Source organism: Bradyrhizobium sp. NBAIM01, assembly GCF_020194115.1.
GTDB lineage: Bacteria > Pseudomonadota > Alphaproteobacteria > Rhizobiales > Xanthobacteraceae > Bradyrhizobium > Bradyrhizobium yuanmingense.
Window position 1 is genome coordinate 70,813 of sequence record NZ_JADYVU010000017.1, and the last position, 26,132, is coordinate 96,944.

Here is a 26,132-nt window from a genome sequence, read left to right on the forward strand (position 1 = left end):
CGTTACACGTGTCGGATATCCATTGTTTGGCCGAGATAGTTGGTCACTCGATAGCCGTTATCGTTGGAGCTCACGTACTCTTCGGTCAACGGAATCTTTCCGAGACGCGTCGTCAGAACGTACTTAGGTGAAGAAAATCCTGTAGAGTACCCAAGCAGGCCACGCAGGATTTCGCGACCTTTCGCTATCGTCGTCATGAAATGCGAGACCCCCACTACATTGTCACAGTGGAATAAGTAGTACGGCAGCACACGAATTCTTTGAAGCCCAGTCATCAGCGCGCGCAGCGTGTCCATGTTGTCGTTGACGCCCTTCAGCAAGACGGCTTGATTCTGAACTGGAATACCGTGTGATAAAAGTCGATCACATGCAGCTGCAGCGTCCTGGGTGATTTCCTTCGGGTGGTTGAAATGGGTCTGGAACCATATGGGGTGATAACGTGAGAGCATTTCACAAAGCTCTTTAGTGATACGCATTGGCAGAAACACCGGGCACCGACTTCCGACGCGAATAATTTCGACGTGACGTATGGACCTTAGCCGTTTGAGGATCTTTTCAAGCCGGCGATCTCCATAAGTTAACGGATCGCCGCCAGAAAGAATAATGTCACGGATTTCAGTATGCGATTCGATGTAGGCGTAGTCCTTTTCGAATGACGCGCCCTCCGCTTCCCCAAAATACGATCCTTCGAGATGGCTAGTGTGGTACTTCCGGGTGCAGTGCCGACAATATACCGGGCAAATTGAGGTGATGAGAAATAGTGCTCTATCAGGATACTTGTGAATGATCCGGTTTGTTTTTCGGTAATAGGTGTCGCCGACTGGATCAACTTCAGCATCCGGGAATGGAGCCATCTCAGCGCCAGCCGGAACGGCCTGTAAGCGAATGGGGCACCTAGGATCCACTGGATCCATCAGAGATGCGTAATACGGTGTAATGCGCCATTGATATTTTCCCTTTATGTTGTCGATGGCCTTTCTCTCATCGGGTGTTATCTTAATCCAGGACTCAAGCTGGTTCGCTGACTTAATGCAGCGCTGCATCTGCCAAGTCCAATCGTTCCATTCCAGGCGATGCCGGTACACGTCGGCATCTATGCTCTCATCATTGAGCATTGCTCGTCCTTTCCGAGCACCACGATGGCTCTGCAAACCGGTATCGCACCGGTGACAATTCCATTGACCACTTGGTGCTTATTATTGAGCGCAATGCATAGGAGAGAGACGCAATTGCTCGCGCAAGTTTCTCACGGATTCTTTGCGCTTTTTCTGAGGTATAGTCTTGGAATTCGGTCGTCATAGGAGAACTCCTGGAGATGGCTCACGTCACATTGACGGCAGCATTAGCCGACACCTCGAACCTCAAGTAACGTCGCAACGCGACAGCCACCTGCCCTACCGCAATCCCCCCATCATTCGGTGGAAACACACTGTGCCGATAGACAGCAAATCCGGCGTCACGCAAGGCGTGGAGTACATTCACCGTCAGGAATTCATTGCAGAAAACGCCACCACTAAGGACGATTGCGCTGAACGCATGCAGTTGCCTTAGCAATTGGCACATCTGGGCCACCATTTCTACCAGCGTGGAATGGAATCGCCTCGAGATATCGGCAGCCGGCCGGCGCCCCAACACCTCATGTGTGATGGCGCGTATCATCGCGCGGTAGTCAAATCGGGGGACCCCTGCGGTATGCTCGAATACTACAGGATATGGCTCTGTCATCTCAAAATTGCGACGCAGGAGTCCCTCGAGCTCGATCGGCCCCTGCGCTTCATACTCCGCGCGATATGCCATACCGCCGAGTGCGGCGACACCATCGAACAGACGCCCCATGCTCGTACACAATGGAGAATTGACATCTTTGCAGTACATCGCTGTCAACACCCGGAGTTCATCTGGCGTGAACTCAGCGATAACTGGCAACGTGGCGCAGGCAGTCAGATCGCCTTCGTACGCGTCGAGCAATAGTGCAAGCGCGGTGCGCCGCGGCTCTCGTACCGCTTGGTCGCCTCCGAGCAAGCGGAGGGACCGAATTGATCCGACTTGTCTAACTGCGCACAGATCTCCCACCAAAAATTCTGCGCCCCAGATGCTACCGTCTTCGCCGAGACCTGCGCCGTCGAAGATCACGCCGAGCGCAGGTCCCTCGAGTTGGTTTTCAGTCATGCAGGACGCCATATGCGCGTGATGATGTTGAACTTGAACCAGGGCGCGCCCAGCTTCTTGCAAAGCCATTTGCGTCGAACGAAAATTTGGATGTAGATCGCACGCAATTACTTGTGGCGGTGACTTTAGCAACCGAGTTAGATGCTTTTGAAGCGTATAGTGGCTTCCGAGGGTCTCGTCGTTTTTCAGATCGCCGATGTGTTGGCTGACAATGATTTGGCCGCGCGCATATATCGCAATCGCGGTTTTGAGCTCCGCCCCCAGGGCTAAGACCGTCGGCGCAGTGTCGGTCACACCATGCAGGTCGAATGCATAGGGGGCGTAACCGCGCCCGCGCCGGAGGAATAATAGCTCGTTCTGATTGCCGTTATCGACTGGAAGTCTACGCAACACCGAGTCGTCCACGCGAACTTCGATATCACGATTGTGCATAAGAATTAGGTCGGCGACTACCGGCAACTCTGCCAGAGCGGTCGCGTTGTCAATAACAATTGGGCGACCAGAGATATTCCCGCTCGTAGCCACGACTATTGGCGGCGCACCACGATCAAACATAAGATGATGCAACGGCGTGGAAGGCAGCATGATGCCAAGCGTTGGGTTATTCGGCGCAATGTTACCAGGAAGTGGACAACTTGGATGCCTGGGCATCAGTACAACCGGACTGGCCCAGTGGCCTAACAGTCTGGCCTCGTCAGGCGCGATGATAGCGTGGCGCCTTGCAGTTTCGAGATCGGCCGCCATTAGTGCAAACGGCTTTGAATCGCGGCGCTTGCGGCGTCGAAGTTCGGCCACAGCCGTCGCGCTGCCTGCGTCCACGAGCAGATGGAATCCTCCTAGCCCTTTGACTGCTACGATCCTTCCAGCGTGGAGGGCATCTACAACGGCCACCAATGGATCACCAGCGACGACCTGACCTCCTCGGTCGTACAAGGAGAGCCTTGGACCGCATTTCGCACATGCGTTCGGCTGCGCGTGGTAGCGACGATCTGCTACGAGTTCATACTCCGCGCGGCACTGCGGACACTGTTCAAACCCGGACATGGTAGTGACGCGCCGATCGTACGGCAGGTCACGAATGATCGAAAAGCGCGGCCCGCAGTTCACGCAATTAATGAAGGGATATCCGTAACGCCGATCGCCAGGAGTGCGCATCTCTGAGAGACACTCTTTGCATGGCGCGACATCAGGGGAGATCGTGAGACGGCGCTCGTCCAACTGCTCGCTATGGGCCACCTCGAAACTGTCGCAACTCGGATCCGGGGTAGACGCCGTCACCGAAACGCGATCAATTCTAGCCAGATTCGGTGCTTTGTCCTGCAAAGCAGCAACGAATTGCGCAACAACCGCATGGGAACAACCATGCAGCAGAATGTCGACTGAAGCGCCGCAGTTTCGGACAAAGCCCCGCAGACCCAGACTCCGCGCTTGGCGAACGACGAAGGGACGAAACCCCACGCCCTGTACCAAGCCAAAGACCTGCAGTTGCCAGCTAAGCGGCGGATCTACGTTATCCTCGGACCTGATGTGAACGCTCTTCCGGTCGAGGGGGGTGGTCTCTTCGATAGAACGTGGTGTTACCATCCGCCGCCCCTAGCACCACGAGTAAGAAAGTCATCAGCTACGTGACCGAGGCTCGGATGCATCGATATTGCACGCATGAAGATACCGAACCGGTAGTGTGTGCAGCTGTGTTGCTGTCTTCTTTTTGATTGTTGTTCATCGGGAGTCCTGGTTTACCCGCCTGCGAAGTGGAGTTGAACGGCGAATATTCGCGCAACATACCGCGTGCAGTGTGGACACTGACGGCACACCTGACCTTTACCCGACTGAATTGCTATCAGGTAAGTCGACCGGGCCGCACCTACCGGGATCGGTAGGCTCGGCCATTCACATGCTGTTGGCAGGTATCCGACTCGCTGCCAAGGCTACGATGTCGGCTCCGCTAGTTTGGTCGACCAAGGAAGGCCGCTGCGTGTATTGGGACCGCGTGGCAGCAGCGTCAGATTCGTGACCGTGCAGGCTGCTGCCCTTAAGTCTCAGGTTGCGCGGCCGGAAGATCTATCAGGTCGGCCAGTGAGCTCTGGCCCGGCGCGTAAACTTCTAGACCGCTACCTGCGCTCGCATCCTCCAAAAAATGCTTCATCAGAACTGGCGTCCACCGTCGGCGTACATCTCCTCGATCTTGAGGCCGCTATTCTCCGGCCGACTGCGGAAGCTGCAAACATTATTACCGAACGTGGTGTGGAGGCAGCCAGGATGCAGGCGATACTGGCGGAGGTCGCGCAACGCTTCAGCGACCCAATCTCGATCTGGACAATGTCGCCAGGACACTCGGAATGTCGCGGCGATACGTGAAAAACTGCTTGAGGGGACCGGAAGTCGTTCACCGAGCACCTTACAGGACGCCGACTGGAGCGCGCCCTCGCGATGTTGATGGACCCGCACCGCTTGCATTTGCCGATCCTCGAGTTGCGTTCGAAGTCGGCTTTGACGATGTTTCCCATTTGAATCGCATGTTCCGCCTGCGGTTCGGCGAGACGCCATCAGGCGTACGTGCCGGATCCACCGTGCGGGAGTAGTATCCCGCACTCCTCCCAATCCGCGGGCGATGCCGCTAAAAGCCGGGCATTCGTGGGCTTTGCGAACACCTTTGAGCAGGATGATCGTTTTCGGTCAGAAACAGCGATTGACGGTGAGCGCCGGGTCTATCAAGCATAGCTCCGTCAGCTGGCAGGCTGAGACCTGAGCCGCGGTTCGGCTGACGGCCAGGAGGCAAGATCCCTGCTGCGGTGCTATGGGTTATGGCTATGGGCCAAGGGCTCCCTCCGCGCTCCCTCCGCGCTCCCTTCGCGCTCCCTCCGCGCTCCCTCCCGACCTGCCAGTTCGAGAATGCCGGTGCATTCCCCCCCTGTCGATTGCGTCGACCGAGGCTGAAGCGCGCGCTTATTAGTCGCGTTTAAAAGCCTCCCTACGATTACCATTACTAGGATTCCGGCAAGACTGAACGCAATCTGCAGAACCGCCAGATCTGAGATGAGGAGGGGAGTAAGATGGCTGGCGAGCGCCAGGACAACGCCAAGACAATAGATCGGAAGCGAGTTCTCCCCACACAACTTTGCACAGTGCAGCACCGGGCTCGACAGTCCTTTCCAACTCCGAGGAACGAGCCATAACACCACCGTTGCAAGAGCCAGAAAATGGAGCAGCCGCAACGGACTCAGATTCGATTTATCTAGTGGAAATACCGAGTCAGCCAAAGTTTGGAAAACCAGCGGCTTGATCTCCCAACTCAGTGAGAGCATCAGGCTGAAAACTAGATAAAGAGCGGCAACAACAAGGGCCGTCCGCGACGTCAGCCACGGTCGGCACTTCCCCCCATCGATGACGCACCACCCGCCTAGCACGATCAGAAGCTGCCAAGCCAACGGATTGAAGAACCAAACGCCGTTGGGCCAGGCCGGAACGCTCCAGCCGAAGACGTGCACGAACGCATAAAGCAACAACGAAAGGCCAAGCGTCACGTTTGGCGCTCGCATCAACAGCCACAACAACGGCGCGAACAATACGTGGAAGATCGCAAAAATCGGCAGGACATCCGTGTTGACAGGGCGATATTGCAGGATGGCGGCGTGGGCAATCGTTGCGCCCGGACGTTCGAACAGAATTCTGGTGTTGCTCACATCTGCTAGGTGGTCGGTACCTGAGAGGTAAACCAAGATGGTACAAGCGAGCGTAAGCAGTAGAAACGCGGCATAGATATCCCATCCCCGCCTCAGCGAACGGCCGATCATCCCGTTCCAGCCTTCGCGCCGACACGCCCTCCCGTAAGCCAGGGTGCAGGTCACGCCCGAGATGAACATGAATATCTCGGCGGCATCGCAGAAGCCGTAGTTGCGCGGAGTTAGCCAGCTCCCGAGGTTATTGGGAACATGATCAAGAAAGATCCACCACAGGGCGATCCCGCGACAGACATCGATGCGCAGGTCACGGGGAGCTCCATTCACTTCGGGCGCTGTGTCGCCGATCAATCTCTTCGAGGCGTGAGTTCGATCAAGCATTTGTTCTGCCGCATCTGCCGTGCAGAGGCCCTTCTATGCTCGGTGACTCGGGGCGGCGAGCGCTCTTCAAGAACCCGCTGCCGTTATTAGCCGACCCACTTCTGGTTGGGGCTCATTCATCCCCCGGCTGTTGTCGTGATGACCTCGCGCGGAAGCATCGTCGCTCTGCCAACAAACCTGCGGTATGTCATTGCCAGCAACCGGTACCAAAAACTGCTTCCGCATCTCGGCGAGCCAGGCGCGGCAGTACTCACAGTAAAGCATGTCGAGTAGTGTGGACATGATCGAACCCTCACTTGATCGTCACCGTCGATGACAGATTTCGACCATTTCGACCGGCGGTAAAAGCCAACAGTACCGGAGCAGTTTCTGTCCGACGAACTCAGATAACGATCTGGCCGACGAACGACCCAAAATCGGTATCAGAGGAAGTCTACTCCTGCAGGACAGTCTACCCGCGGATCGTTGAGTTCGACCAATCGCGAGAACCACAGTCATAAAAGCATGCTGGCCAGCATGGTAAAATTGAATGCGATAGCAGCAATTTGAAATTGAGCCATCATGACTACCTCCTCTTAAAGGAGATTTTCGGTGCACGGCCTTCGTAATCACTCTAGACGCAATTTTCTGGCTGTTACGTGAACACGTTCACATCAAGATCGAACATAGGTGAATGAGATTAGCAGGCCCGTGGTTAAGCTTCTTGGACTCTTGCGTACAGCTTAAGACGAGGTCGGTGCGCGAACTGCAAAGTTCAGATACCGGTGAATTTTATCGCATTGGTCCTGACGTCAAGAAAGGCTGGAGGTCCCCATGTCTGTGGACGCGGCCGAATTCCTATCGCATCGATTCTCGACACGCGAGCTTCCGGAACGGATGCGAATCCCGCTGTGGCGTGAGGACTTTGGGAGAGCCATAGTCCATGCGGATATTGAGCCTCTATCGAACGTTCCCTTCCAGGTTGACGCAACACTGCAAGCGATTCAAGGTTTGCGCCGGCTCGCGCTGAAAGGCTCCACCATGCGTTTCAAGCGCTTGCAAGCAAGTATCGCTGATGGTGATGACTCGATCGGAATTATCGTCTGCTCTCCCGGTAGAAGCCATCTGTCGCAGCGCTGCCTGGATATCGAGCTTCGCGCCGGCGATGCCACCGCACTTTTGCATTCCGAGCCCGCCACTGTCACCTATATCGACGGCTTGTTATGCGGCCTGGCCGTGCCGCGCGATGCGCTGGCACAGCGCATGACGAACGTCGAAAGCGTCGCCATGCGCCTGATTCCACACCGAACTGAAGCGCTCCGACTCCTGATGGCTTATCTCAAGTCGGCATTCAACAAGAGTGTTTTATCCAGCCCCAATCTGCGTGATGTGGTCGTGGCTCACATCTACGATCTCGTGTCGCTCGCAATCGGCGAATGCGCTTGCCTGGGCGAGAGCAGTGCGAGCGCAGTCATGGCGGCCCGCCACAGCGCGGTCCTCAACTACATCTCAACACACTTTCAAGAGCCAGAGCTTAACGTCGAAATGGCAGCTCGTCGCCAAGGCATCTCACCTCGCTATCTGCAGCGCCTCATGGCCTCATCGGGTTCATCGTTCACCGAGAAGGTAAATGAGTTGCGTCTCCAGCGCGCCCTCAAGTTGTTGACCGATACTCGGGCCAACGCGCAGCGAATTTCGGATATCGCCCTAGAGGTCGGCTTTTCGGATGTTTCGCATTTTAATCGCTTGTTCAGAGCGCGTTTCGGCATTTCGCCCCGTGGCGTTCGTTACGCCGACAGAGCCACGTGCGCGCAAATCGGCTCCAGGTCATTGGCAACGAAATGATTGCCCCGAATTGAAACGTAACGGTCAGCTGCCGCGGTGGATTTTGCGTTCTTGATCGGCCGCCACCGCATCGGTATGATGTGTGGTAGCCAGTCACAGTCGCCGTGGAGTGGCACCAGGGCACGTAACCTCATAGTCCTGTGTGTGTCGTAGCCTTAAATTATCATGGCCTCCATTGGCTTTCCCCAAAGCACCGAATGTTGGAACGGCACGTGCTAAAATATTGGCGGCACGGGCACACGCTCATCGCCGAGAGCCCTGCGATCCGCTAGCCCGTACATATTAACCGCCGCCCCTCGGTGCGCTTCCACAATCATAACGCGCTGTGGCTTCCGCGAGATGCGAGGCAACCGATTGATCCATGCCGATGACCTTGAGAGGATCGGCGGCGAACGGCTGCGGCGTCGGACGACATGCAGGAGCGTGTCCTTGCTTACCGGCAGCGTCCGCCGTTTTGCGAAGCCCGCCGCCGGTCGACCACCGAGCGCCAGACCCAGGTGATGGAGGATTGAGTCCAACCTCGCCGTGCGTCGCGCCGATGGAGCCAATATCCCGTCGGCGAAACGCTCAGTGAAGATCTGGCGTCCGTACAGGACGGCGTCGCAGCGGAAGCGGCGGGCGATCGCTAGGAGCTGCACCACCTGGCCGGACAGCGGCACATCAGTCACACGTCGCCGATACCGACTATGGATACGCCGCGAAACTGTCCCGCACGATGGACACAAGCCGACACTTCCGGATGCCCGGACCGCGATGACCGCCTTATCATCACCCTCGTAACACGCACACTCTTCAACAAGCCCACGTGGCACCAGAACTGGAGCGGTGGAGTGCTTGCTGCATGGCGCCGATTCTCCTCCAATCAAAGCTCAGACATCCCTCGAACTTCATCAAAAGTGAGTCAGAGCCAATATTGCAAGCCGAATGACAGCCTGAGTGCGGCAGAGCGTCTTCCAAGTTTTCGATGGCAAGGGGCCCGCACGGGCCGCTTTTCGTTTTTAAAATTGCCGCGCCGGTCTCGTCAGCTTTTAGTAAGCAAACCCGAATAACAGAGCCTTTGTCGCTAGCGGGATGTGGCAGGGACAGCGCTATTTAACCAGAACGGTCGGCGCCGAGTCATTTTCCTCGCCAGCCTCACCAGCAGTGCGGATGCGGCAGGGACCGTGCCTTCAACTGAGCCCCCCAGGCCATTAGGCGCCGAGTCGCGCCGCACTGCTTCTAAATCACGGGCCAATCACCGTTCTAGTAGATACGCTCGCTCTGCGGGCGGTGACCTCCCGTCAGCTTCTTCCGCTGCTTGAGGCTGGCTGTGTGGAGGTTAACCGAGCCGCTCCAACTGGAGCCGGATTACGATCATAGAGCCTGATTACGATGATAAAATGAGCGGGACCCGGGGCCTTTGCGGAAGCGCTCGTTCAAGACCACAAAACATTTGCGTCCCAACTATCCGGGGAACTCCTGATCGATCAGGGAGCGCACAAAAACTTGGTGGCGGAAAGCGCGTGAACCTCAAGAAGCAAAACCACACTGCTTCGTTCATTAAGGACAAGAAGCTGCCCTTGCGAGCAAGAGTTTCCGATGCCCTGGTAAACCCAAACCAGCTTGTCGGAGACTGCTTCTCGATCCGCCCACAAGTTGAGATCGGTCGGTTTGTCCCTTGAGGTAGCCGCTGGACGCGAATACCCCCGGCTGCAATTCGTGTCTCCATGATGCGCCGTTGGACCCGTCATTGCGACTGTATTGAACAGGCGATAGGCTTGTGTAGTTGCGCCATCCTGGGAGCACCGATACGTCCTCGCATTATCTGCTAACGATGTGCGAGAAAGGAGCACGGAGGCGAGGAGAGCAACAGCCCACGCGAGAAATGTTCGGTAACTGCCATGAGAGATCATGCCGTCAGTATTGGGGCTATGCCTCGGCTCAAGCGAAGCCGACCAGAGGTGAAGAACCCGCTACAGTGCGGCCGTTCCGTGCATGACTCGCATTGCTCAACGTAGCCATTTTTCCAATCAGAGATCCACTGTATGGGTAGGGACCTCGCGAGCACGCAGCGCGGCTGGTTATAAATGGAGACCGTAACGCCCCCTGATGCGAGCGCCTCCACTGCCTTCGCAAGGTCCTCTTGGTAATCCACAGGGTCAATCCAGAGCGACTCCGCATTGGCAAGCGCGAAGCCCCGAGTGCACCGAAGGCCAGCGAAAGGATGAGGTTACGGACGGGCTCGGTCTTTTCGGACAACCGTTCACACGAAGACGCTCGTCAGTGACGAGGTCAATGAACCGAAGCCTGATAGAGTTCGGGTCCCCGGCGGCTCCAGTTGGGGTCAGGTGGCAGACGTACTTGGCGCCAACCTTCTCGATTTGGCAGCTCGCAATACCAATCATGCGGTACGCAGCCGCGTACAGAGCGTCCGACGAGTGCAGCGCCTCGTCGAACTCCAAATGTAGGGTATCTTCGCATTCCTCACTTCTGAGCCTAACGCCGAGGTAGCCCTCGCCCATCCCGAGGCGATGCCCGTGATACTCACGACTACCGAGGAGTACGACACCTGGATGCGTGCGCCGTGGGACGAGGCCAAGACGCTGCAACGTCCGCTTGCCGACGGAGAATTGCGAATTGTTGACCGGCGAAAAGGAAGACCCTGCGGTTGCCACCTGATCTTGTGCAGAGGATTGGCGGAATACCGGAAATGCCTCGCCGAGCAATTTGGAATCTCTGCTCTGTGCCAGCAGCACGGAAGGAACGGGCTGCCGCGAGGATTCGCCTCAGCGGGAGCAATATGATGCTGAAAGAGCGGAAGCCGGCGATCCAGACGTTACGAGGATGGGCCATCGCTTCGCTGAAGGAAGCCGGAGCCATTCGCGACTGTGAGGAACACGGCTGGATGACGGACCGAGCCGATCCACACGCGCGCGAGCGGGCTTTCGATACCGCTCGCCAAAATCCACCGCGTGGCGTCTCGCCAGAGGCTGCTGCCGTTGCGATCGCCGATGAACTGGATTCGATCGGCGACACTTGTCCAGAGTGTCCGTCTGTCGACTTAACATAGCGACTACGGACACATCCGTGGCAGCCTCGCATCAGATGAGGGCAGTGGCTTCCAATGAAACGACACGTAGTTTGGGCGCGTAGCGCGCCCTGTGATGGCTAGGCTCCCAACGCATCCAGAATGTGTTTAGCCACCTGGGGATCGTTCAAATAGCCGACAATTCCATGCCGATTATCTGTTGCATTGAGAACGGATGCATAGTTTTCGATAGAGGGATTTACTGGAAAATTCGATTCGTCGAGCGGATAGAGCGCCACCACATCTCTTGGGTCGAAAGCATTGTACCAAGCTTTGGTTTTCGCTGGAAATCCAATTGGCCGGAAGCGGTCGCGAATTGCCCTGATCCCAAGCGGAGAGCCGACCGTTACGAAGGCCCGCACCTTGAGTGCTCGTCGGTCGGTACGCAAAATATGATAGGCAACGACCGTCCCAAGTGAATGGCCAACGACTACGCACGGAGATTCGTCGATCTTTTCGGCGACCAAGTTGTCGATTGCGTCCTGAACGCCAGGCTGTGATGTGTAGAGGTAGACATCCCTCATGAACTTTTCGATGAAAGATTGGCTAACACTGCCGGCGTTCCGATCTATCGCCCTGATAATCGCTTGAACCCAAGCCCAATTCTGAGGGCCCTTTTCTGTCGGATTTGTCCCAAATTGTTCTTGCACCTCAACATCGCTGATACCTGCCTTGCTTCGCATTTGCTCAGCAACTTCGGCTTGGAAATTCAAAAAGTCGGTGTCGACGCCAGCCCCCTTCGTTTGAATGTCCGTCATGAGAGGAATTTCGTACTTTCGGGCGAAATCATCGAGCTTGTCGCCGTAAAATGGGAAGGCGACGTCGAGCTGAGGCGGAAGAGTTCGATTGTTTTTAGCAGCCCCTTGCCTCAAGGTGTCGAGCCAACTCGCCTTCAGGACATTGGGATCCAAGCCCTGTTGGGAGCGGCCATGGACGAATACGAGCCGTGCTGGGCGATCGTCTCCAGCAAAGCTTTTCGTTCCGACAACCGTCGCGAGGCCTGCACCTGCGATAGATAGAAATCGTCGCCGGTCCATGTGACGTACTCCTCGGTTGAAAAACGCAAGGGATGAGCAAGCTAGCCGCTATTCCTAAATCCGTTCTGCTGCATGTAGCTGAACACGAGCTCCATTCCTTTCGGCCCAAATGTCGTCCATAGTCCGTCACGCAGTTCGGAGCGCGCCTGTTCTATCGGCTTTGGGAGGACAACGTTCTTTACGCGCAGCAGCTGCCAACCCTGCGACAGCATTGGACAAATGGGTGTGACGCCGTCCGGATTCTCTATGTGCTTGCCCGACAGTGCATTGGCCAGAAGGGCGACGTCAAATAGATCACCCCTGAGATCACCCCTCATAAATTCCCGCACCGATTGCACCTGGTCAATTAAATTAGCGTCTGCATAAGCGTAAGCGGCATAGATACCAAGCGTGGGATCCACCCCCTTCATGACTCTAATCTGGTCCGCAAGGCGCTCTGCCGCCCGCGCCCTGCTTTCTTCATTTCCTTCTATCCGGAAGGCGCCATATTTTGCGGCGGCTCCAACCAACGCATGCAGTTTATCTAGCCGCTCTTTCTCATCATAAGATCCGTACGACCGGCTTCCGCCAACTGACGGTGCGTATGTGACGCTCGAGACTTTCCCTGCTGCGACGGTGATCGTGCCGACAAAACCGGGTAGCGCCGCAATCACCGTGCCAGACCCATCTTCGAACATAAGCGCAACGGTCGCAGGACGCCCATCGCCAGGGTAGACTCTAACCAACGCGGGATCCTCGTACCGGCGAAGTATCTCCACGTCATTTCGACTCATGGCCCGAATAACCCGGGCACCGTTAATAGCGAGGCCCATCTCAGTCTCGAACGAGCGAGCGCCCTTTGCGGTTGAGATTGAAGCCTTCGCGTGGTCGAATCCCGATTCGGTCGCGACTTGCTTTAATGTCTGCTCATAAATGTTGTGCAGTGGGCCCAGCGTCCCAACTTGTGTGGTCGCGAGCTCTCTGTTCACCACATCGGAGATTTTTGCATTCTGCTCGCCAAAGACTGCGCCTGGGCCAGGTGGAGATGCAGGCCGCAAGGCGCGCCCGATATAGAAGTTGTCGCGGCACTCGAGCCGAGTGTCGGGAATTTGCCTGTGCTTTAGATCTATTTGCATAAGCCGAAGAGGGACCTGAACGCGCAGGTAGTCTTCAAGAATAGAATTTGGTACAACCAAATTCCCGTCGATGGTTTTTACCATCTCTTCGCTAGGGTGCTGAAACGCTTCCAAGAAGACTGCCGTATAGATACCTGCATAAGCGTCCGCCGCGACCTTTGCTTCGATGGACGACTGCCCAGGTTCGGTAGCAAGAAATCGATCAACTTTCCCACTTCTTCCAGCTGGCGTCGGCGAATTAGGGAAAATGAGCGTCCCGGTCAAAAGACTCGCATTGTATTCGGGAATTGAGCGGCACGCATCGGATATGAAGACAACGTTTGGGATCCCACTCCGGTGAGCAAGCTCCCAACTTTCCCTCAACGTCACCGCTTCATTGGGATCGTCCGGTGCTCCGCTCAATAGCCAGTATTCGTTGAAGCCCACGCACACACCATGACCGGAGAAATAGATTACCAAGTGAGTGAGTGTTGAGCGCCCAACAAGTTCGAAGACAGCATCCTTGATCATCCTTGCCGTCACCGGACCGGCAACGTCTACGATGAGCTTGACTTCGAAGCCCTCTCCACAAAGCCAATCGGCAACCGACTTAGCACCAGAGATCGCCGCCTTTAGGACGGGCAGCGTTCCAGCCTTGTTGACTCCTATTGATACAGCCGCGCGGGTGTTCGGAACGCCGCAATCGGCGCGGCTCTTCGCTGCCCAGAGCTGCGCTAGAGTAATGCTTCCGCCAACAAGCAAGTCGCGCCGTCTCATGCGGTGCAACCTCCGTGAGCCTAATCAGCTTATGGTAGTATCTTTTTTGCGAATTCCAACAAATTTCATCAAGGAGGATTGTCACCCGGTTTTACGGCGCTACTCGCACAGTCGGCCATCATTTTAGCCCACTGCTTGAGATAGAAAATCGGCACGTAGTGATGCTTGCCATCTTTCGACATAGGCAACCATATACCATACCGGGAACAGAGATGCGCCCCCCCCGGGAAAGAGCCGTTGTTAGCCCTTGCCTGGGAAGCACTCGCTGCTGCACACGTCTCCTTAGCCTCGCGGCCCAGGTTCGGTCGCCGCTACTACTGGTGGCCGTCGCGGCCTCCGGATTCGGCACGTCACTGTGTTTTGCGCGCCATTGTTTGCGCTTTCCTGCGGACGGCGTTCTCAATCAAATTGTCGGCTTCCGTGAGCAAGAGCGTGCTTTGTCGCTTACCATCGAGACTTCGCCACATAAGACGAGATACGAACGGCTTCGAAGGCTGAAAGTCAGCCGTCGGCTCGAACCGCTCGACGCTAAAGTCAATTGCGGAGTTCGTGGCCAGATTATCCAGAGCGCAACGACATTCACGCCGCGATAAGGAACGCCGTTATGACGCAGGGGGAGGACTACCCTGCCCGCCATATGATCGGCACTCCACGGCTGACGCCAGGGGCGCACGCCGCGTTCCAGTTCTTCAATGATTTGATCCGTGATGGTTTGATAGACGTCACGGCGCGGATGGGCTTGGGCTTTCGTCATCGTCGCCCCCTCTACTCTTCAATGCATCCGAGGCGCTCGGCCTCGGTCGCGTAAGCCGACAGGGTCTTGTGGGCGGCGAAATGAAGATCGCGCTCGATGGTGAAACGGAAGGGCCCGCGAAGGCTTTCGAGTTCATCGAGGCTGACGTTTCCAAGCTCGGGGCTGCCCATGCCGAGATCGCAAAGACCAAAGGCGATGTCTGGATTTTCGGGATCAAGCTCGGTGAGCAGCCATGTCGCCGCGCCCATGGGCAGAAGTGTTTCACAACGGGTTTGAAGTCGAGGGATTCTTCGCGCCCGGCGTTGGCCCTGCCGTTCGCGAGCAGTGTTTCGCGGATTTCGTCGGTGAGTAATTTCATCTTCGCCTCGTTGCTTTCTGGGTGCAGCTGCTGCTGCACCCCTGCCCGTTGGCGAAACCCGGGGGTAGCAAGTGCAAGGACGGTCCGAACGCGTAGCGCCGAGGGTCCGCACGAGGGCCCCGCCCTTGCGGGAGACGTGCGGAGGCGGCGCGGAGCGTTTGGATGCCTTGCGCGCGCGAGGGCCGGCAGCCCTTAGCGACTGAAATAAAGAAAGCGAGCGGCTGGGCCGCTCTCCATAGTTCTGCGCAAGCGTGATCGAAGCCGGATGGCCGAGACGCCCTATGCGGCTCGGTTTACGAGAGCACCGGTGCGGCAACGCCGCATGCGCTAAAGGCTATCTTTGGTCACGGCTGTTTCTGGAAGGGGCGAATCACTTAACCCGGCGTACCACCATCGCCGCGGCCGTTGCGGCTCCTAAACCTCTTAATATTAAAGCCGCCTTGAAGGGCGTTTCAAAAGCCTTTCAAAGACATCCATGACAAGAATTCCGCGCGTGGTTGACGATCGTCTGAAAAACGGCGACAAAAAGAAATCCCCCCGCAAGGCGCTTCTCGGAATTCTTAATGGAGAATTGCGCCATGCGAGAGCCAAGGCTCGAAGTCAGTCTGTGGGGTTTCAGGATTAGCGCGGTCGGCGCGCTGGCGGTTTGCGCCGCTGTGTTGATCTTTTTTGCGGCTCTGGCGGCATGGCGATTCGAGCCATAGCCACGGGCCGAATAGCTAAATCACCCGAAGGTACTGCATGCCGAAGAGCGAAAGCACAAGACCGTTGCACTGCGTCGAGCTCGTCACGGGGAAGAATCTCACAGGGACGGTTCTGATCTCGGACAATGAGCTCCGCGCCGATATCTACAGCTACACCGATCACTTCCATATCGAAGGCGAAGAGCCGGTGTTCCTGCAAACCACGAACGAAATCGTCTCGCTTCATTCGAACGTCACGACGATCGCCGGAACCTCTACGCGCAACATGCCGCCGCAGCGGCGCACCTACCATCAAGAGATCCTCTCCAACCTCGCGGTCACCGGCCATGCCGCTTGGGCGGCGGAAGACGGGGTCAAGCAGGTCTCGTTCAACGTGAAACACACAAACCAACTGATGCGCCACAACGGCAAGGTCAAGACGATCGGCCGCACGCCGTTTCCGGGGGAAGATGAGCTGACGATCTTCAACGATACCGCACAAGGCATGACGGTGCGGGCCTGGTACGGCGCGACCTACGGCATGGAGCTGGAGGGGCCGAAGGAGATTTGGCCGACCTTTGGGCTCGAATTCGAACAACCGCAAAACATCCGGGACTACATCGGGTTCGTGTCGGATTACGTGAATTTCCTGTCGTTCTGCTTCGGCGTGCCGCTCACGCCATCGGCGATCCGGATCGACCGCCTTTCTTTCGCAGGGATGATGGAAGCCATCGAAAAGCACGACTATCCCGGTAACCACAAAGTCCACTACGTGTGGCCGGAAGCCGAGGTCGACAATCGCGATCTTTGGGTCGGCGGTTCGCCCGTGCGATGTTGGGACGATCAGGAACTTGGTGCCTTCCGCGCGTGCCTTGTGGCGTGGATGAACCGGGCATCGGCGTGGCGGCGGCCCAACGCGCTGATGATGACCGCCTTCGGCTTGAAGAACGTGGTTTCCTCGGAGCGGCTGCTGAACGCGTGTCGATGGTTTGAAGATATCCCGATTGGGAAGGCGCAGCCGGTGCTCTCCGCTTCGGATGTCGACGCGATCGCCGCCGTCGCTGCGGCGAAGGCGCAGGAACTCGGGCATGACGCAGCGATCGGCGAACGCGTTGCGGGCGCGGTCCGCTGGATCCGATCGGAAACCACCGAACAGCAATTCAAGCGACTTATCGCGACCGTCGAAGCCAAATTCGGAAAGGGCGCCATGCCCAAGGAGGCGGTCGAGCATTTGAAGCGCGCGATACATTTTCGCGGCAAGAGCGCGCATGGTCACTTTAACCCGGAGAGCGACGCCGAATTCCGGGCCTTCTCGAAATCGACGCATGCGATGGAGTCGCTCTGCTACCTCCTGACCGCGCTCGAGTTGCCCGTCCCCGAAAAAGGCCTCTCACGAACCGGGGCGAACCGGGTCCTCCAAGACTACCGCAACGCCTACGACTAGGCTGCGGAATAGAGAACATCCGATGTACGCCAAGAACCTCGCCCGCATTTTAGGCCTTTTGTGTCAGGACAGCGATGTCTCACACAGCATCCCGCAAGAATTCGACGATCGTTTCGACTCTTTGCGGCGTTACGGAAAGCTTCCGCGCGGGCGCGAGCGGCGCGAAGAGCAACTGACCCCGCACCATATCGCCGCTGCCATCTTTGGTCTTGTCCCGCTCCATCCCGGATGGGCAGGGCACGTCGCCATCGTCCTCGGCGGCCTGCGCCCGGTCGGCGGCCCCGGCGCGTCGTTCTTCGGGGCCGAGACGATTAGCGACGTGGTCGGCATTCTCCTCGCTGTGGAAGAAGCGCGGAAGAGCTTTATCCGCATGACGCTCACCGTGGCCGAGACAGGCGTGAACAGCAACGGCGGCGCGGAGGTCGTTTACCTGCATGACGGGCAAAAGCGGCGAGCCTATTTCGTGCCGGACGGCGCGATTTCGCTTCTCTCACCCGGGGCCGAAAACGGCTTCGATCCCGATCGCAACCGGATGAACGCGCCCGCGATGCGCGAGATGTCATTCAATCAGGAATTTTTTCGACGCCTTGCGCGCGAATGCGCGCTGGCCGAGCGCTTTGCGGCCCCGCCCGAGGGCGACGGCTCGGAATACAATGTCGAGGAAGCCGAGCGCATACGGTACCAGAAGCTCGGCGTGCGCAATAACTCCCGCTACCTTCACATCGGCGTCGATAACCAGGTCACATGGCCCAAGGAAGAGCAGCTTATCACCTTCGATCGATACCAACTCGTCCTCATGCCAAAGACAAAGGAGCACGTGCAATCGGTGCATATCGACCTCATCGGAAACCGGGTCGACCAGCGGACAGCCTTAACGGTGATCAACCGCTTCCTCAGCGTCATGGCGTGGTGCGACGATAACTTCGCGATCGCGGGATTTGGATGGTCGGGCAATCCCGTACCCGTTCCGGTGACCAAGCGCGACCTCGCCTTCACAACGGCTACCCATTACATCTTCGATCGGAAGATCCCTGGCTCCGAAGAAGCACGGCGCGCACTTGCCCTCTTTCGCGAGGCGCGCAACGCGCAGCAGAATGGATTCGTGAGCTACGCGGTGCTGAACTATTACAAGATCATTGAAATTCGGAACTACGGCAAGGAAGCGGTACGGAAATGGTTTCTCACCAACTTCGAGGCATTGCAAGCAGCCTCAAAGAAAAACGATGACATTACCCGCTTCCTCGCCCTGTGTGGCAGCGAACCACCGCATAAATACATCCACGATTCCTGCCGCATTGCCGTCGCGCATGCTGGCAAGCACTCAAAGTCCGATCCCGACGACGCCCACGAGATCGTCCGCCTGCACACGGCCGCACGCGTCATGCATCTCTTGGCGCGCCGCTTCATCGAGCAGGATTTTGCGATTTCGGACCTGATGTACTCGGGCGACTGAGTTGATCGACAGCGGTTGAGTCGCTACCGGCCCTGAGGCCGACGCCCGGTCGGGCCAAACGCGGGCGATCCGCACATGATCGCTCTCGTTACATACAAGGTATGTATCTGCGGCAAGAGCACGCATGGTCATTTCAAACCGGAAAACAACGCTCAATTCCGGGCCTTCTCGAAATCGGCGCTCGCGATGGAATCGCTTTGCTACCTCCTGACCGCCTCGGGTTTGCGATACTGAGAAGGGCCTCTCGCGGAGCGGGGCGAACCGTCTCCACCGGGACATGGCATTGCCTACGATTAGGCGGTTGCGATAAAGCATGGCTCAATCCACCGGGCGACTTCCCCGTCGCACCGATGCGCCGCTCGTTCCGCTAACCGACGAGGCGCGTGATAGCTTCCGGCGCGTCGATGAATGCGTAAGGATTGAAGAACTGGCGGCGCCACAGGAAATTCCGGTCGACCTCGCTGAGCCCGGCCTCGTCGCACACCTGCGTCCAGCGTTCCTTGATGGTCTTGATTTGCGCGGTCACAATGAGGATCGCCTCTCCCTCGTTGAGCAGGAACAACGGCGCGGCTTTCAGGCAGAGCGCGATTTGGCTCGCACGCTCCTGCCCCATGATTAACATGGCCTGCGATGCCTCACCGCCCGTGCGGTTCTGCGGACAGACGTCGTAGGCGGGCGTGAGCGCAAGCTCCGCTCCATTCCAGAACGCCGCGTGGTTTCGCGCGTGGTCGTCGGTGTTGCCGGACAGGATGTTGAACACGAGCCTGCCAAAGAGTTCCTTCAAGGTTTCTTTGGGCGACGTGAAGCGGTGACGAATGACGGTCGCAAGCTGCTCGTAGCTCGCGTAGCGGGCCATCATTTCGTCGAGCTCCAGCAGCGTGAGCGCCGACACCATGGCTTTGCGGCGCCAGCCTTCCGGGGCTTTTTCACGGTCGAAGCGCTCGATCAGCAGCACGTCCTTTCCGGCGGCGCGCTTGAGTGCCACCGGCGCGGCGATGAGACCGATGATGGACGCAAGGCGCATCGCGACGAATTCGGCTTTCACCACGCCGAAGAGGTCGTTCTGGGACGAGAACTTCGCGACGAATTTCTTGTGGCCGGACGTAATCATGGCTTTTGGCCGCGCGCCGCCGATGGAGCTCCCGTGGAGAAGGGCACGGTCGAGTTCGGCCGTCAGCGGCACGCCTTTTTCGACCAGCGTTGCGGCGTTCAGGAGTTCATCGAGCGACACTTCCGCGCTCTCGCGCGGTACATAGTTCGAGGCCGACGCCTGAAAATCGAGCGCGCCGATACGGTCCGATCCGGACTCCAGGAGATAGGTCAGTTCGCCAAGGTTGCCGGGATCGACATCTTTGCCACCTGAGCCGAATTTGCGGTTGATGATGATGCGGCGGCCCCACGCGTCGGGTGCCGCGTCGCGAATGCAGTTGGGCATGTTGAGCCCATTTAGGAGCGGAAGGACGCCGCTCTTGAGCGGCAATTCCGGCTCATAAAGCGGGATGGCATTGTTGCGGCGGAGATAGCTCTGCCCGTAATTGTAGACGAGTTGCTTGCCACTTGCGGACAGGAGACCCGCGACGACAGGCTGCGTGCTTTCCGGCAGCCAGACCCATACATAGGCTTGGGTATGTTTTTGCTCAGAAGTCATCGTCGGGCTCGGTTCGGTGGCTGCGGATTGCTTTGGGAAGTAAGTCCATCACTTCGCGGGTGGATTCGACGTCGCGCGACATCGTCACCTGGCCCGCATCGAACAGGCGCACGCCGACAATCGCGGCGGCCTCGAACACGGCACCAATTGTGCAGCCGGTATCGCCCGCCTCGATGCGTTGGATGAGGCCGCGCGAGACCCCTGCCCGTTCCGCCAAGGCAGCGACCGTCATATGGCGGTCAATGCGTCCCCGGCGAATGAGCTGCCCCAGCCGGGTCGCGGCATCCGCAGCATAGGGCGAGACAGGGCGGTTGGTCTTGGGCACGTCTGATCCATAAATAAGTCATAAGCCGCTTTATGATCTATTTATAGGCCAAATCAGGGCTGATGTCAAGAGGGTGATCTATAAATAGATCATTTCCACCTTTGTGATCTATTTATAGATCATTGAATTTGAAGGGATTAGCTGGAATGTCCCCGTCGCAATGAGTCCGGGCTATCATCGAGCCGGAACTGAGGTTTTCCCATCATGCGCGATGCGAGCGAAATGGCGAACCAAGCATCCTTGCTTAATATGTCGCTGGTGTACCGCCCGGTTGCCATCGAGCGCCGGTGAAGGCTTCGCTCGTCATCCACATTCCTGAAATGCGTCAGTGGCTTCCGAAGCGCGACGAGGTTCTTCAACTCGGTCACATCCTCATCGTTCAAAATACCCGCGGCCCTGCAACGCTTCAGCGTTTCGTCAAACTGAATGCGCGAAGGCAACTCATCCAACAATCCACCATGCAGGAACGCGGCCAGAAGATTTTCAATGAGACTCTGGCACAGCAAAACGGTCGCCACGTAGTTTCCATGGACGAAAGATGAGCGCGCCTCGACCCAGGCGTTATGCGTGACGTGACCGCCGAATAACATCGTCCGGCGGCCACGCTGTTCGCCGAGATCGTGCAAGTAACGGAAGAGGCTGAACTTTCCCCAAGAGGTCGTCATGAAGATCCTCGAGCAGGAACCTCATGAGGGAAACATCGTCGATACCGGACAGCAAGTCCCCTTGATCATCCCCGCTCATCTTGAGTGCCTCCGCTGGAGCTGCGCGTAGATCATTGCGACGTTACGCTTCACCCGAAGATCGGTGGCGCCGGCAAGGTGTCGGAAGTGTATAGCGGGCTCTTTCCATGGTGCGCCTTTAGCCACCGTTCATAGCTGGCGATCTCCGGCTCTCCCATATTGATCGCAAACTCCTCTCCAAAAATGCACACGATGGCATAAAGATCGAGATGGCCGGGCTCGGGCAACGGTTCGCATAGGATCGTGAATTCATGCAAGACTTGGTAGCCGTTATCGCCTTCGCGCTGCACATCCTCCTCGCCGTAAATCCGGCGGCGCGAGAAGGGCCATTTCTCCGGCAGGTCGCCGATCCGGGCGAAATGCCGAAGCTGATCGAGACCCGCCTTGTCCACGATTTCTTCGTTCCAGCCCTCGACGGTCAGCAGGCGATGCGTCAGCACCTCCAGTGCTACCTTGGCCAGGAAACGGGACATCAGGCGGGCATCAATCGCTTCAACGACCGGAATGTATACGGTGTTGGCATGGCCGCTCAGGATGGCGCTGGTAAGGGCTTTTTTCCTCTCGTTCATTGCGCCCTCCAAGAGTTAGGTTCGTGCCGTTCAGCCATACATTCGCGGGCATGCGGGCGCCCGGTACAACACCTCGCATCGGAGGTATTAACCCACGCTTGTTAGGCACCCATTGCCGCGAGCGTGCACGCCGCAACCAATGCGTATCCAACAACGGCCCTTCGAGCTTGCGCGCAAAATAGTTGTTACAGGTATCGCAGACGGCGCCGCGCGGAAGCACGTGATCGACATTTCCGAGGGACTCGGGGGATAATGTGCTCTATACTCCTACTTTTGGTTGAGTCCCCTTTGCAGAAGATACAGCGCATAAAGTTTGCCCTATGTGTTGCCGCCCGGGTAATTGCCTATGAGTGATCATGGTATATCGCAGAAGCCGGTGAACCGCTTCATCTATCGCACCGAGACTGATCCCGCCGTCGTGTCGCAGCATTCGCGGCCATTCGCGCATTGGCCGATAGCGAGAAGGAAGCGCTCGGCTTCTTGCCGGAGGCGGCTTATCGCGACGCTATCATGCAGAAGCGGCTAAGGGTGATGCTTGCCCGCGAGAACGGCACATCGCAGGTGGCCGGCTTCATCCTGTTTAGTGGTGTGTTTGCCAATGCCCGCATACAGGCTGTCGCGGTCAGCCCGGAGCATCGCCGCAGCGGCGTTGCGTCGGCGCTGGTTGGCGGGCTTGTGTCGCACCTTGAAAGCCGTGGCTACATTGCAATAACAGCGGCGGTCGCCTCCGATCTTGCCACCGCGCAAGCCTTTTACGAAAGCCGCGGCTTCGTCGCCCGGCATGTTCGCGACGGCGGCCAGGCGCGGCAACGCCGTATCGTCCTACGCTCACGGGAGCTAGATACGGCGAACTTCTTCACATTGATGGCGCCACCCACCGTCTCCGGGCAGGGTGTTGTGAACCTTGGCCTTCGCCCGCGCAGCGCCTTTGAGGCGCCCTTGTACCTCATCGATCTCAATGTCCTGTTCGACCTCGTAAAAGAGCGCGCGAGGTCGGCGACCGCCAACCGGCTTTTCGGAGCGGCGCTTGTACATCTGGTTCGCTTGGCGGTTGCGCCCGAATTCATCATCGAGCTCGAACGCACCTCGAAGGACCCTGCCAACGACACCCCCTTGAAGCTTGCGCGGCAACTGCCCAAGCTACCAACCTTCCCCAAGGAAGATGTGGAGCCGTTGGCGGCCGCGATCCACAAAGCCGTGTTCGTTGATACCAACCATGCGCAGGTGGGGATAGCGATGCGCGGCACCTCGCCGAAGCGGCTCTGATCCGGGCGTCCGGCTATATCACAAGCGACAACGCCCTGCTCAATGCCCGTGACGACCTGCTAAGGCTCATCGGCGTTGATATTGCGGGCCTCGACGAGTTCGTCGAACTGCTACCTGCGGAGGAGCCGAGCCGGGAGCGTGGCCAGCTCAAGGGGACGAAATGCGAAACCAAGACGGCCACGGCCACCGAGGCGAAAGCCTATCTCGCCTCCCAGAATGTCGCTGATGCGCTGATTGCCGATTATCTTCCGTCGGCGGCGGCATTCCAGCGGGCGAGCACGCATGGAATCTTCGAGGATGGGGACCTAGTGGCGGTCGGGATTTACCGGGCACCGTCGACCGTTGATGCGCCCGCCCGCCTGCTGGTGCACGTCCGGCCCGACCACGTATCCTGCGAGACCTTCGCCGAGCATCTCCTCGACGAAGCGATCCGGGAGTCTTGTCATTCGGGCCCTGTCACCATTGAGCTACGGGCCATTCTGGGGCAGTCAACCGTCAGCCGTGCCGCCAAGCTTCGCGGCTTTTTGCCCGCAGCCAATTCCGACATCCTGATCAAGGTAGCGTTAGGGCGACCTCTCACGCCCTCGACCTGGACTGCCATTGCACGGCAGACGCGCCGCCGGACCGGCCTCGCCTTGCCTGAAGCCGTACCGACCGCCAGCGCGGTTCAAACCGGCCTTTCGGTCCGTGGCGCCGATGGAAGCGAAATCACGGTCCAACTTGCCGCACTGGAAGCCGCGCTCGCCCCAACCTTGATCGTCTGGCCAGGCCGGGATGGCGTCATCGTTCCTATCGCAAAATCATTCGCTGACGACCTGCTGGGGACGGCCGATCAGCTTTACATGTTCGGCCGCCCGAACGCGGCCTTTGTGAGCCTGCGGACCTATTTCAACAGTCCGCGCACCGCCCCCTGATGCGGTCCGGCGTCCCAATCCTTTTCTACGAGTCCAAGCGCTCCGGCGGCCGCGCTGCCATCGTGGCGGCTGGCCAGATCGTGGACGCCACTATCGTGTCTAAGGAGCGCGTATCGGATGAACTCCTCCAGCGCGCGGTTGTCGAGGATCTCGATCCCTTGACGACATCATCGGACGTTCTGGCGACGTCGTTCGATAGCCTAATTCGGTTCCCGAATCCCGTCACACTCGGTAGCTTCGGCAACTCGGCGCCGAGGGATCGTCGAACCTTCAGACAACAACTCCGCTGCCCAACGCCCAGTTGGCGGCAATTCTCGATCGTGGATGGTCAATTGCCTGACGCAAGCGACGCAATTGTTTCGATCCATCCCGATTATGCGGATGCGATCCTGGACGGAACTAAGACAATAGAATTGCGACGCCGGAGTCCTGAACTCGCCAATGGCACACGGCTCTGGATTTACGCGACCCGTCCGACGGCCGCGGTCGTTGGGGTCGCGACCATCAGCGATGTCAACCGGGCCCATCCCCGTACGATCTGGCAGAAGCACCGCGATGGTGCTGGCGTCGACCATGCTTCCTTCATGGAGTCAAGCGGGTCGGCCCGATCACGATAGAAGAGCTACGCGAAATCCGGAATCGCTTCCATCCGCCACAGGTTTTGCTGCGTCTAACGAATGCGGAAGCCAAGGCCCTGCAAAGGCTGGCCAAGAAATGACCGCCGTCGCCCCCACCGATTTCTGGTCGCAGCGCGTCGGGGTAATATCGCCGAATCTGGCTTATGGCCTTGATTGGCTGCCGGACGCTGATCACGGCGACGCGGTCTGGCCCCTTGAGAGCGTGGTCAAGAGAGCCTCGCTTCTCTTCGATCGCATCTACCTCACGCATGATCTGGACGTGACCTGCGAGATCGTCGGCGGCTACGAGGAAAACACCGAAACGGCCACCCTGCGCTTTCTGGTCAAACGCGGATTGCTGTTGACCCCTCAAGACATGGGTTACGATTCAGGCGAAGCCTTCGTCTCTGCCCATACGCGGGCGCGGCGCGCGCGCTGCATCGGCGTCTTATCCGGGTAGGAAACCCCTATATAAACGAAGAACTCGGCGAAATGAAATATATCGGCCAGCCCGATATCGGCGACTTCGATGCGTCAAACGGCTGGCATCCGCGATCGCGCGTAGGCTGGCGCCACCCCAAGATCAAGACGCGCAAGATGCTCGACGAAACGCTGCTCATGCAACGCAATGTCGCGATGCTTCATGCTGCCGGATTTGAAAACGTCGCGATTGTCGGTCGCCAGTATGAGAATCTTCCGCGCGGCAAGCGGTGCCACCCCGTTTGAAGCGTGGTGCTCAAGGAGCTTCCGCAGCTCGACACGCGCGTCCCTTGGGAAGACGTCTTTGGATTCCGTGAGGAAGAACGCACACAGCATTTCATTCGCAGCATGCGCCGTTGGGTTCGGAAGATGACCGCTTCTTTGCGCTGACGTTGCCTGAGGTCGGGATCGTTGCCGCTCACAAGAATGTACATCTCGACGAGGGCGCCGCCGAAGCCGTCTTGCGCTACGCGCTCAAAGACATTCCTCGGAAGATGCTCAAGCAGGCCCTTCAGAACAACGAAAGGGCATGTTGGACGACGAGTTTTGCCCTAAACCACGCGCTTGATGTGCTCGCGATGACGCGCCTCATCTCGCTTAGCGAGAGCGTCTGCAAGACGCCGCTGCTTGGCTCTGGTCCTCTCGTCGAAAAGGCCGAGGAATGTTTGAAGCAACAATTTGCCAACGACAAGGCGCCCACATGCGCGGTCTGGCGCGATCCAAAGGAGGACGTTGCCGACTTCGTCCGTTCCGCCTTTTCCGGTCCGACTATCAGGCTCCCGGAGACCGTCGCCGTGCGCGCTACTGTGCAAAGCCTTCCTGCAAATAGCGGCTCAGGTGGAGCTTAGG

The 26,132-nt window shown here is 57.9% G+C and carries 21 protein-coding genes and 1 pseudogene; 10 read left to right on the forward strand and 12 right to left on the reverse strand.

What is annotated here, in order from left to right; genetic code table 11:
- Nucleotides 1-2: 2 nt before the first annotated feature.
- From I6F31_RS32245 to I6F31_RS32255, 3 genes are all read right to left on the reverse strand, one after another.
- Nucleotides 3-1,115 carry a KamA family radical SAM protein gene (locus I6F31_RS32245; protein ID WP_225186729.1) on the reverse strand — a complete coding sequence of 371 codons (1,113 nt, stop codon included), beginning with the start codon at nt 1,113-1,115 and terminating at the stop codon, nt 3-5.
- 205 nt (nt 1,116-1,320) lie between these two features.
- Nucleotides 1,321-3,753, reverse strand: coding sequence for a carbamoyltransferase HypF (hypF, locus tag I6F31_RS32250; RefSeq protein ID WP_225186730.1), 2,433 nt, complete (start codon nt 3,751-3,753; stop codon nt 1,321-1,323).
- A gap of 1,211 nt (nt 3,754-4,964) precedes the next feature.
- Nucleotides 4,965-6,230, reverse strand: coding sequence for an OpgC domain-containing protein (locus tag I6F31_RS32255; RefSeq protein ID WP_225186731.1), 1,266 nt, complete (start codon nt 6,228-6,230; stop codon nt 4,965-4,967).
- 813 nt (nt 6,231-7,043) lie between these two features.
- On the opposite strand from I6F31_RS32255, the gene I6F31_RS32260 reads away from it, so the two are divergent.
- Nucleotides 7,044-8,054 carry an AraC family transcriptional regulator gene (locus tag I6F31_RS32260; RefSeq protein WP_225186732.1) on the forward strand — a complete coding sequence of 337 codons (1,011 nt, stop codon included), beginning with the start codon at nt 7,044-7,046 and terminating at the stop codon, nt 8,052-8,054.
- A 215-nt stretch (nt 8,055-8,269) separates the two neighbouring features.
- On the opposite strand, the gene I6F31_RS32265 is transcribed toward I6F31_RS32260, so the two are convergent.
- On the reverse strand, nt 8,270-8,866 hold the full coding sequence (locus tag I6F31_RS32265; RefSeq protein ID WP_225186769.1) for a transposase family protein: 597 nt from the start codon (nt 8,864-8,866) through the stop codon (nt 8,270-8,272).
- Between the two features lie 1,967 nt (nt 8,867-10,833).
- Between I6F31_RS32265 and I6F31_RS32275 the strand changes: the two genes are divergently transcribed.
- Nucleotides 10,834-11,103, forward strand: a complete 270-nt coding sequence (locus I6F31_RS32275) for a hypothetical protein (RefSeq protein ID WP_225186733.1) — start codon at nt 10,834-10,836, stop codon at nt 11,101-11,103.
- A gap of 98 nt (nt 11,104-11,201) precedes the next feature.
- On the opposite strand, the gene I6F31_RS32280 is transcribed toward I6F31_RS32275, so the two are convergent.
- From I6F31_RS32280 to I6F31_RS32295, 4 genes and pseudogenes are all read right to left on the reverse strand, one after another.
- Complete coding sequence (locus I6F31_RS32280; RefSeq protein ID WP_225186734.1) at nt 11,202-12,158, reverse strand: alpha/beta hydrolase; 957 nt, start codon at nt 12,156-12,158, stop codon at nt 11,202-11,204.
- A gap of 41 nt (nt 12,159-12,199) precedes the next feature.
- On the reverse strand, nt 12,200-14,029 hold the full coding sequence (locus I6F31_RS32285; protein ID WP_225186735.1) for a caspase family protein: 1,830 nt from the start codon (nt 14,027-14,029) through the stop codon (nt 12,200-12,202).
- Between the two features lie 403 nt (nt 14,030-14,432).
- The gene (locus I6F31_RS32290; protein WP_225186736.1) at nt 14,433-14,783 is read right to left on the reverse strand and encodes an ArdC-like ssDNA-binding domain-containing protein; all 351 of its coding nucleotides are present in this window, start codon (nt 14,781-14,783) and stop codon (nt 14,433-14,435) included.
- 11 nt (nt 14,784-14,794) lie between these two features.
- Nucleotides 14,795-15,141: pseudogene (locus I6F31_RS32295) on the reverse strand (DUF2958 domain-containing protein).
- 741 nt (nt 15,142-15,882) lie between these two features.
- Here I6F31_RS32295 and I6F31_RS32300 point away from each other — a divergent pair.
- Together I6F31_RS32300 and mauJ are read left to right on the forward strand one after the other, a co-directional pair.
- On the forward strand, nt 15,883-17,268 hold the full coding sequence (locus I6F31_RS32300; protein ID WP_225186737.1) for a hypothetical protein: 1,386 nt from the start codon (nt 15,883-15,885) through the stop codon (nt 17,266-17,268).
- A 22-nt stretch (nt 17,269-17,290) separates the two neighbouring features.
- On the forward strand, nt 17,291-18,721 hold the full coding sequence (gene mauJ, locus I6F31_RS32305) for a methylamine utilization protein MauJ (protein WP_225186738.1): 1,431 nt from the start codon (nt 17,291-17,293) through the stop codon (nt 18,719-18,721).
- Nucleotides 18,722-19,088: 367 nt separating this feature from the next.
- On the opposite strand, the gene I6F31_RS32310 is transcribed toward mauJ, so the two are convergent.
- The 4 genes from I6F31_RS32310 to I6F31_RS32325 all read right to left on the reverse strand — a co-directional run bounded on the left by I6F31_RS32310 (nt 19,089) and on the right by I6F31_RS32325 (nt 22,006).
- On the reverse strand, nt 19,089-20,369 hold the full coding sequence (locus I6F31_RS32310; protein WP_225186739.1) for a HipA domain-containing protein: 1,281 nt from the start codon (nt 20,367-20,369) through the stop codon (nt 19,089-19,091).
- Complete coding sequence (locus I6F31_RS32315) at nt 20,359-20,694, reverse strand: helix-turn-helix transcriptional regulator (protein ID WP_225186740.1); 336 nt, start codon at nt 20,692-20,694, stop codon at nt 20,359-20,361. The genes I6F31_RS32310 and I6F31_RS32315 overlap by 11 nt, the downstream gene beginning before the upstream one ends.
- A gap of 137 nt (nt 20,695-20,831) precedes the next feature.
- Nucleotides 20,832-21,359, reverse strand: coding sequence for a hypothetical protein (locus tag I6F31_RS32320; protein WP_225186741.1), 528 nt, complete (start codon nt 21,357-21,359; stop codon nt 20,832-20,834).
- A gap of 128 nt (nt 21,360-21,487) precedes the next feature.
- On the reverse strand, nt 21,488-22,006 hold the full coding sequence (locus I6F31_RS32325) for a hypothetical protein (RefSeq protein WP_225186742.1): 519 nt from the start codon (nt 22,004-22,006) through the stop codon (nt 21,488-21,490).
- A 447-nt stretch (nt 22,007-22,453) separates the two neighbouring features.
- Between I6F31_RS32325 and I6F31_RS32330 the strand changes: the two genes are divergently transcribed.
- The 6 genes from I6F31_RS32330 to I6F31_RS32355 all read left to right on the forward strand — a co-directional run bounded on the left by I6F31_RS32330 (nt 22,454) and on the right by I6F31_RS32355 (nt 26,131).
- Nucleotides 22,454-23,272, forward strand: coding sequence for a GNAT family N-acetyltransferase (locus tag I6F31_RS32330; protein WP_225186743.1), 819 nt, complete (start codon nt 22,454-22,456; stop codon nt 23,270-23,272).
- Between the two features lie 308 nt (nt 23,273-23,580).
- Complete coding sequence (locus I6F31_RS32335) at nt 23,581-24,186, forward strand: hypothetical protein (RefSeq protein WP_225186744.1); 606 nt, start codon at nt 23,581-23,583, stop codon at nt 24,184-24,186.
- Nucleotides 24,186-24,803 carry an ASCH domain-containing protein gene (locus I6F31_RS32340; protein ID WP_225186745.1) on the forward strand — a complete coding sequence of 206 codons (618 nt, stop codon included), beginning with the start codon at nt 24,186-24,188 and terminating at the stop codon, nt 24,801-24,803. The genes I6F31_RS32335 and I6F31_RS32340 overlap by 1 nt, the downstream gene beginning before the upstream one ends.
- Nucleotides 24,804-24,900: 97 nt before the next feature.
- Nucleotides 24,901-25,263, forward strand: coding sequence for a hypothetical protein (locus I6F31_RS32345; protein WP_225186746.1), 363 nt, complete (start codon nt 24,901-24,903; stop codon nt 25,261-25,263).
- Between the two features lie 32 nt (nt 25,264-25,295).
- Entirely contained in the window at nt 25,296-25,529 is a 234-nt protein-coding gene (locus I6F31_RS32350) for a hypothetical protein (RefSeq protein ID WP_225186747.1), read from the forward strand.
- Nucleotides 25,530-25,639: 110 nt separating this feature from the next.
- Complete coding sequence (locus I6F31_RS32355) at nt 25,640-26,131, forward strand: hypothetical protein (RefSeq protein WP_225186748.1); 492 nt, start codon at nt 25,640-25,642, stop codon at nt 26,129-26,131.
- Nucleotide 26,132: the final 1 nt, after the last annotated feature.

Coding starts and splice junctions, on each gene's coding strand:
- I6F31_RS32275 (WP_225186733.1), top strand. CDS start 10,834: ATGATGCTGAAAGAGCGGAAGCCGGCGATCCAGACGTTACGAGGATGG.
- I6F31_RS32320 (WP_225186741.1), bottom strand. CDS start 21,359: ATGACGACCTCTTGGGGAAAGTTCAGCCTCTTCCGTTACTTGCACGAT.
- I6F31_RS32260 (WP_225186732.1), top strand. CDS start 7,044: ATGTCTGTGGACGCGGCCGAATTCCTATCGCATCGATTCTCGACACGC.
- I6F31_RS32300 (WP_225186737.1), top strand. CDS start 15,883: ATGCCGAAGAGCGAAAGCACAAGACCGTTGCACTGCGTCGAGCTCGTC.
- I6F31_RS32350 (WP_225186747.1), top strand. CDS start 25,296: ATGAAATATATCGGCCAGCCCGATATCGGCGACTTCGATGCGTCAAAC.
- I6F31_RS32345 (WP_225186746.1), top strand. CDS start 24,901: ATGACCGCCGTCGCCCCCACCGATTTCTGGTCGCAGCGCGTCGGGGTA.
- mauJ (WP_225186738.1), top strand. CDS start 17,291: ATGTACGCCAAGAACCTCGCCCGCATTTTAGGCCTTTTGTGTCAGGAC.
- I6F31_RS32310 (WP_225186739.1), bottom strand. CDS start 20,369: ATGACTTCTGAGCAAAAACATACCCAAGCCTATGTATGGGTCTGGCTG.
- I6F31_RS32325 (WP_225186742.1), bottom strand. CDS start 22,006: ATGAACGAGAGGAAAAAAGCCCTTACCAGCGCCATCCTGAGCGGCCAT.
- I6F31_RS32290 (WP_225186736.1), bottom strand. CDS start 14,783: ATGACGAAAGCCCAAGCCCATCCGCGCCGTGACGTCTATCAAACCATC.
- I6F31_RS32280 (WP_225186734.1), bottom strand. CDS start 12,158: ATGGACCGGCGACGATTTCTATCTATCGCAGGTGCAGGCCTCGCGACG.
- I6F31_RS32340 (WP_225186745.1), top strand. CDS start 24,186: ATGCGGTCCGGCGTCCCAATCCTTTTCTACGAGTCCAAGCGCTCCGGC.
- hypF (WP_225186730.1), bottom strand. CDS start 3,753: ATGGTAACACCACGTTCTATCGAAGAGACCACCCCCCTCGACCGGAAG.
- I6F31_RS32285 (WP_225186735.1), bottom strand. CDS start 14,029: ATGAGACGGCGCGACTTGCTTGTTGGCGGAAGCATTACTCTAGCGCAG.
- I6F31_RS32245 (WP_225186729.1), bottom strand. CDS start 1,115: ATGCTCAATGATGAGAGCATAGATGCCGACGTGTACCGGCATCGCCTG.
- I6F31_RS32255 (WP_225186731.1), bottom strand. CDS start 6,230: ATGCTTGATCGAACTCACGCCTCGAAGAGATTGATCGGCGACACAGCG.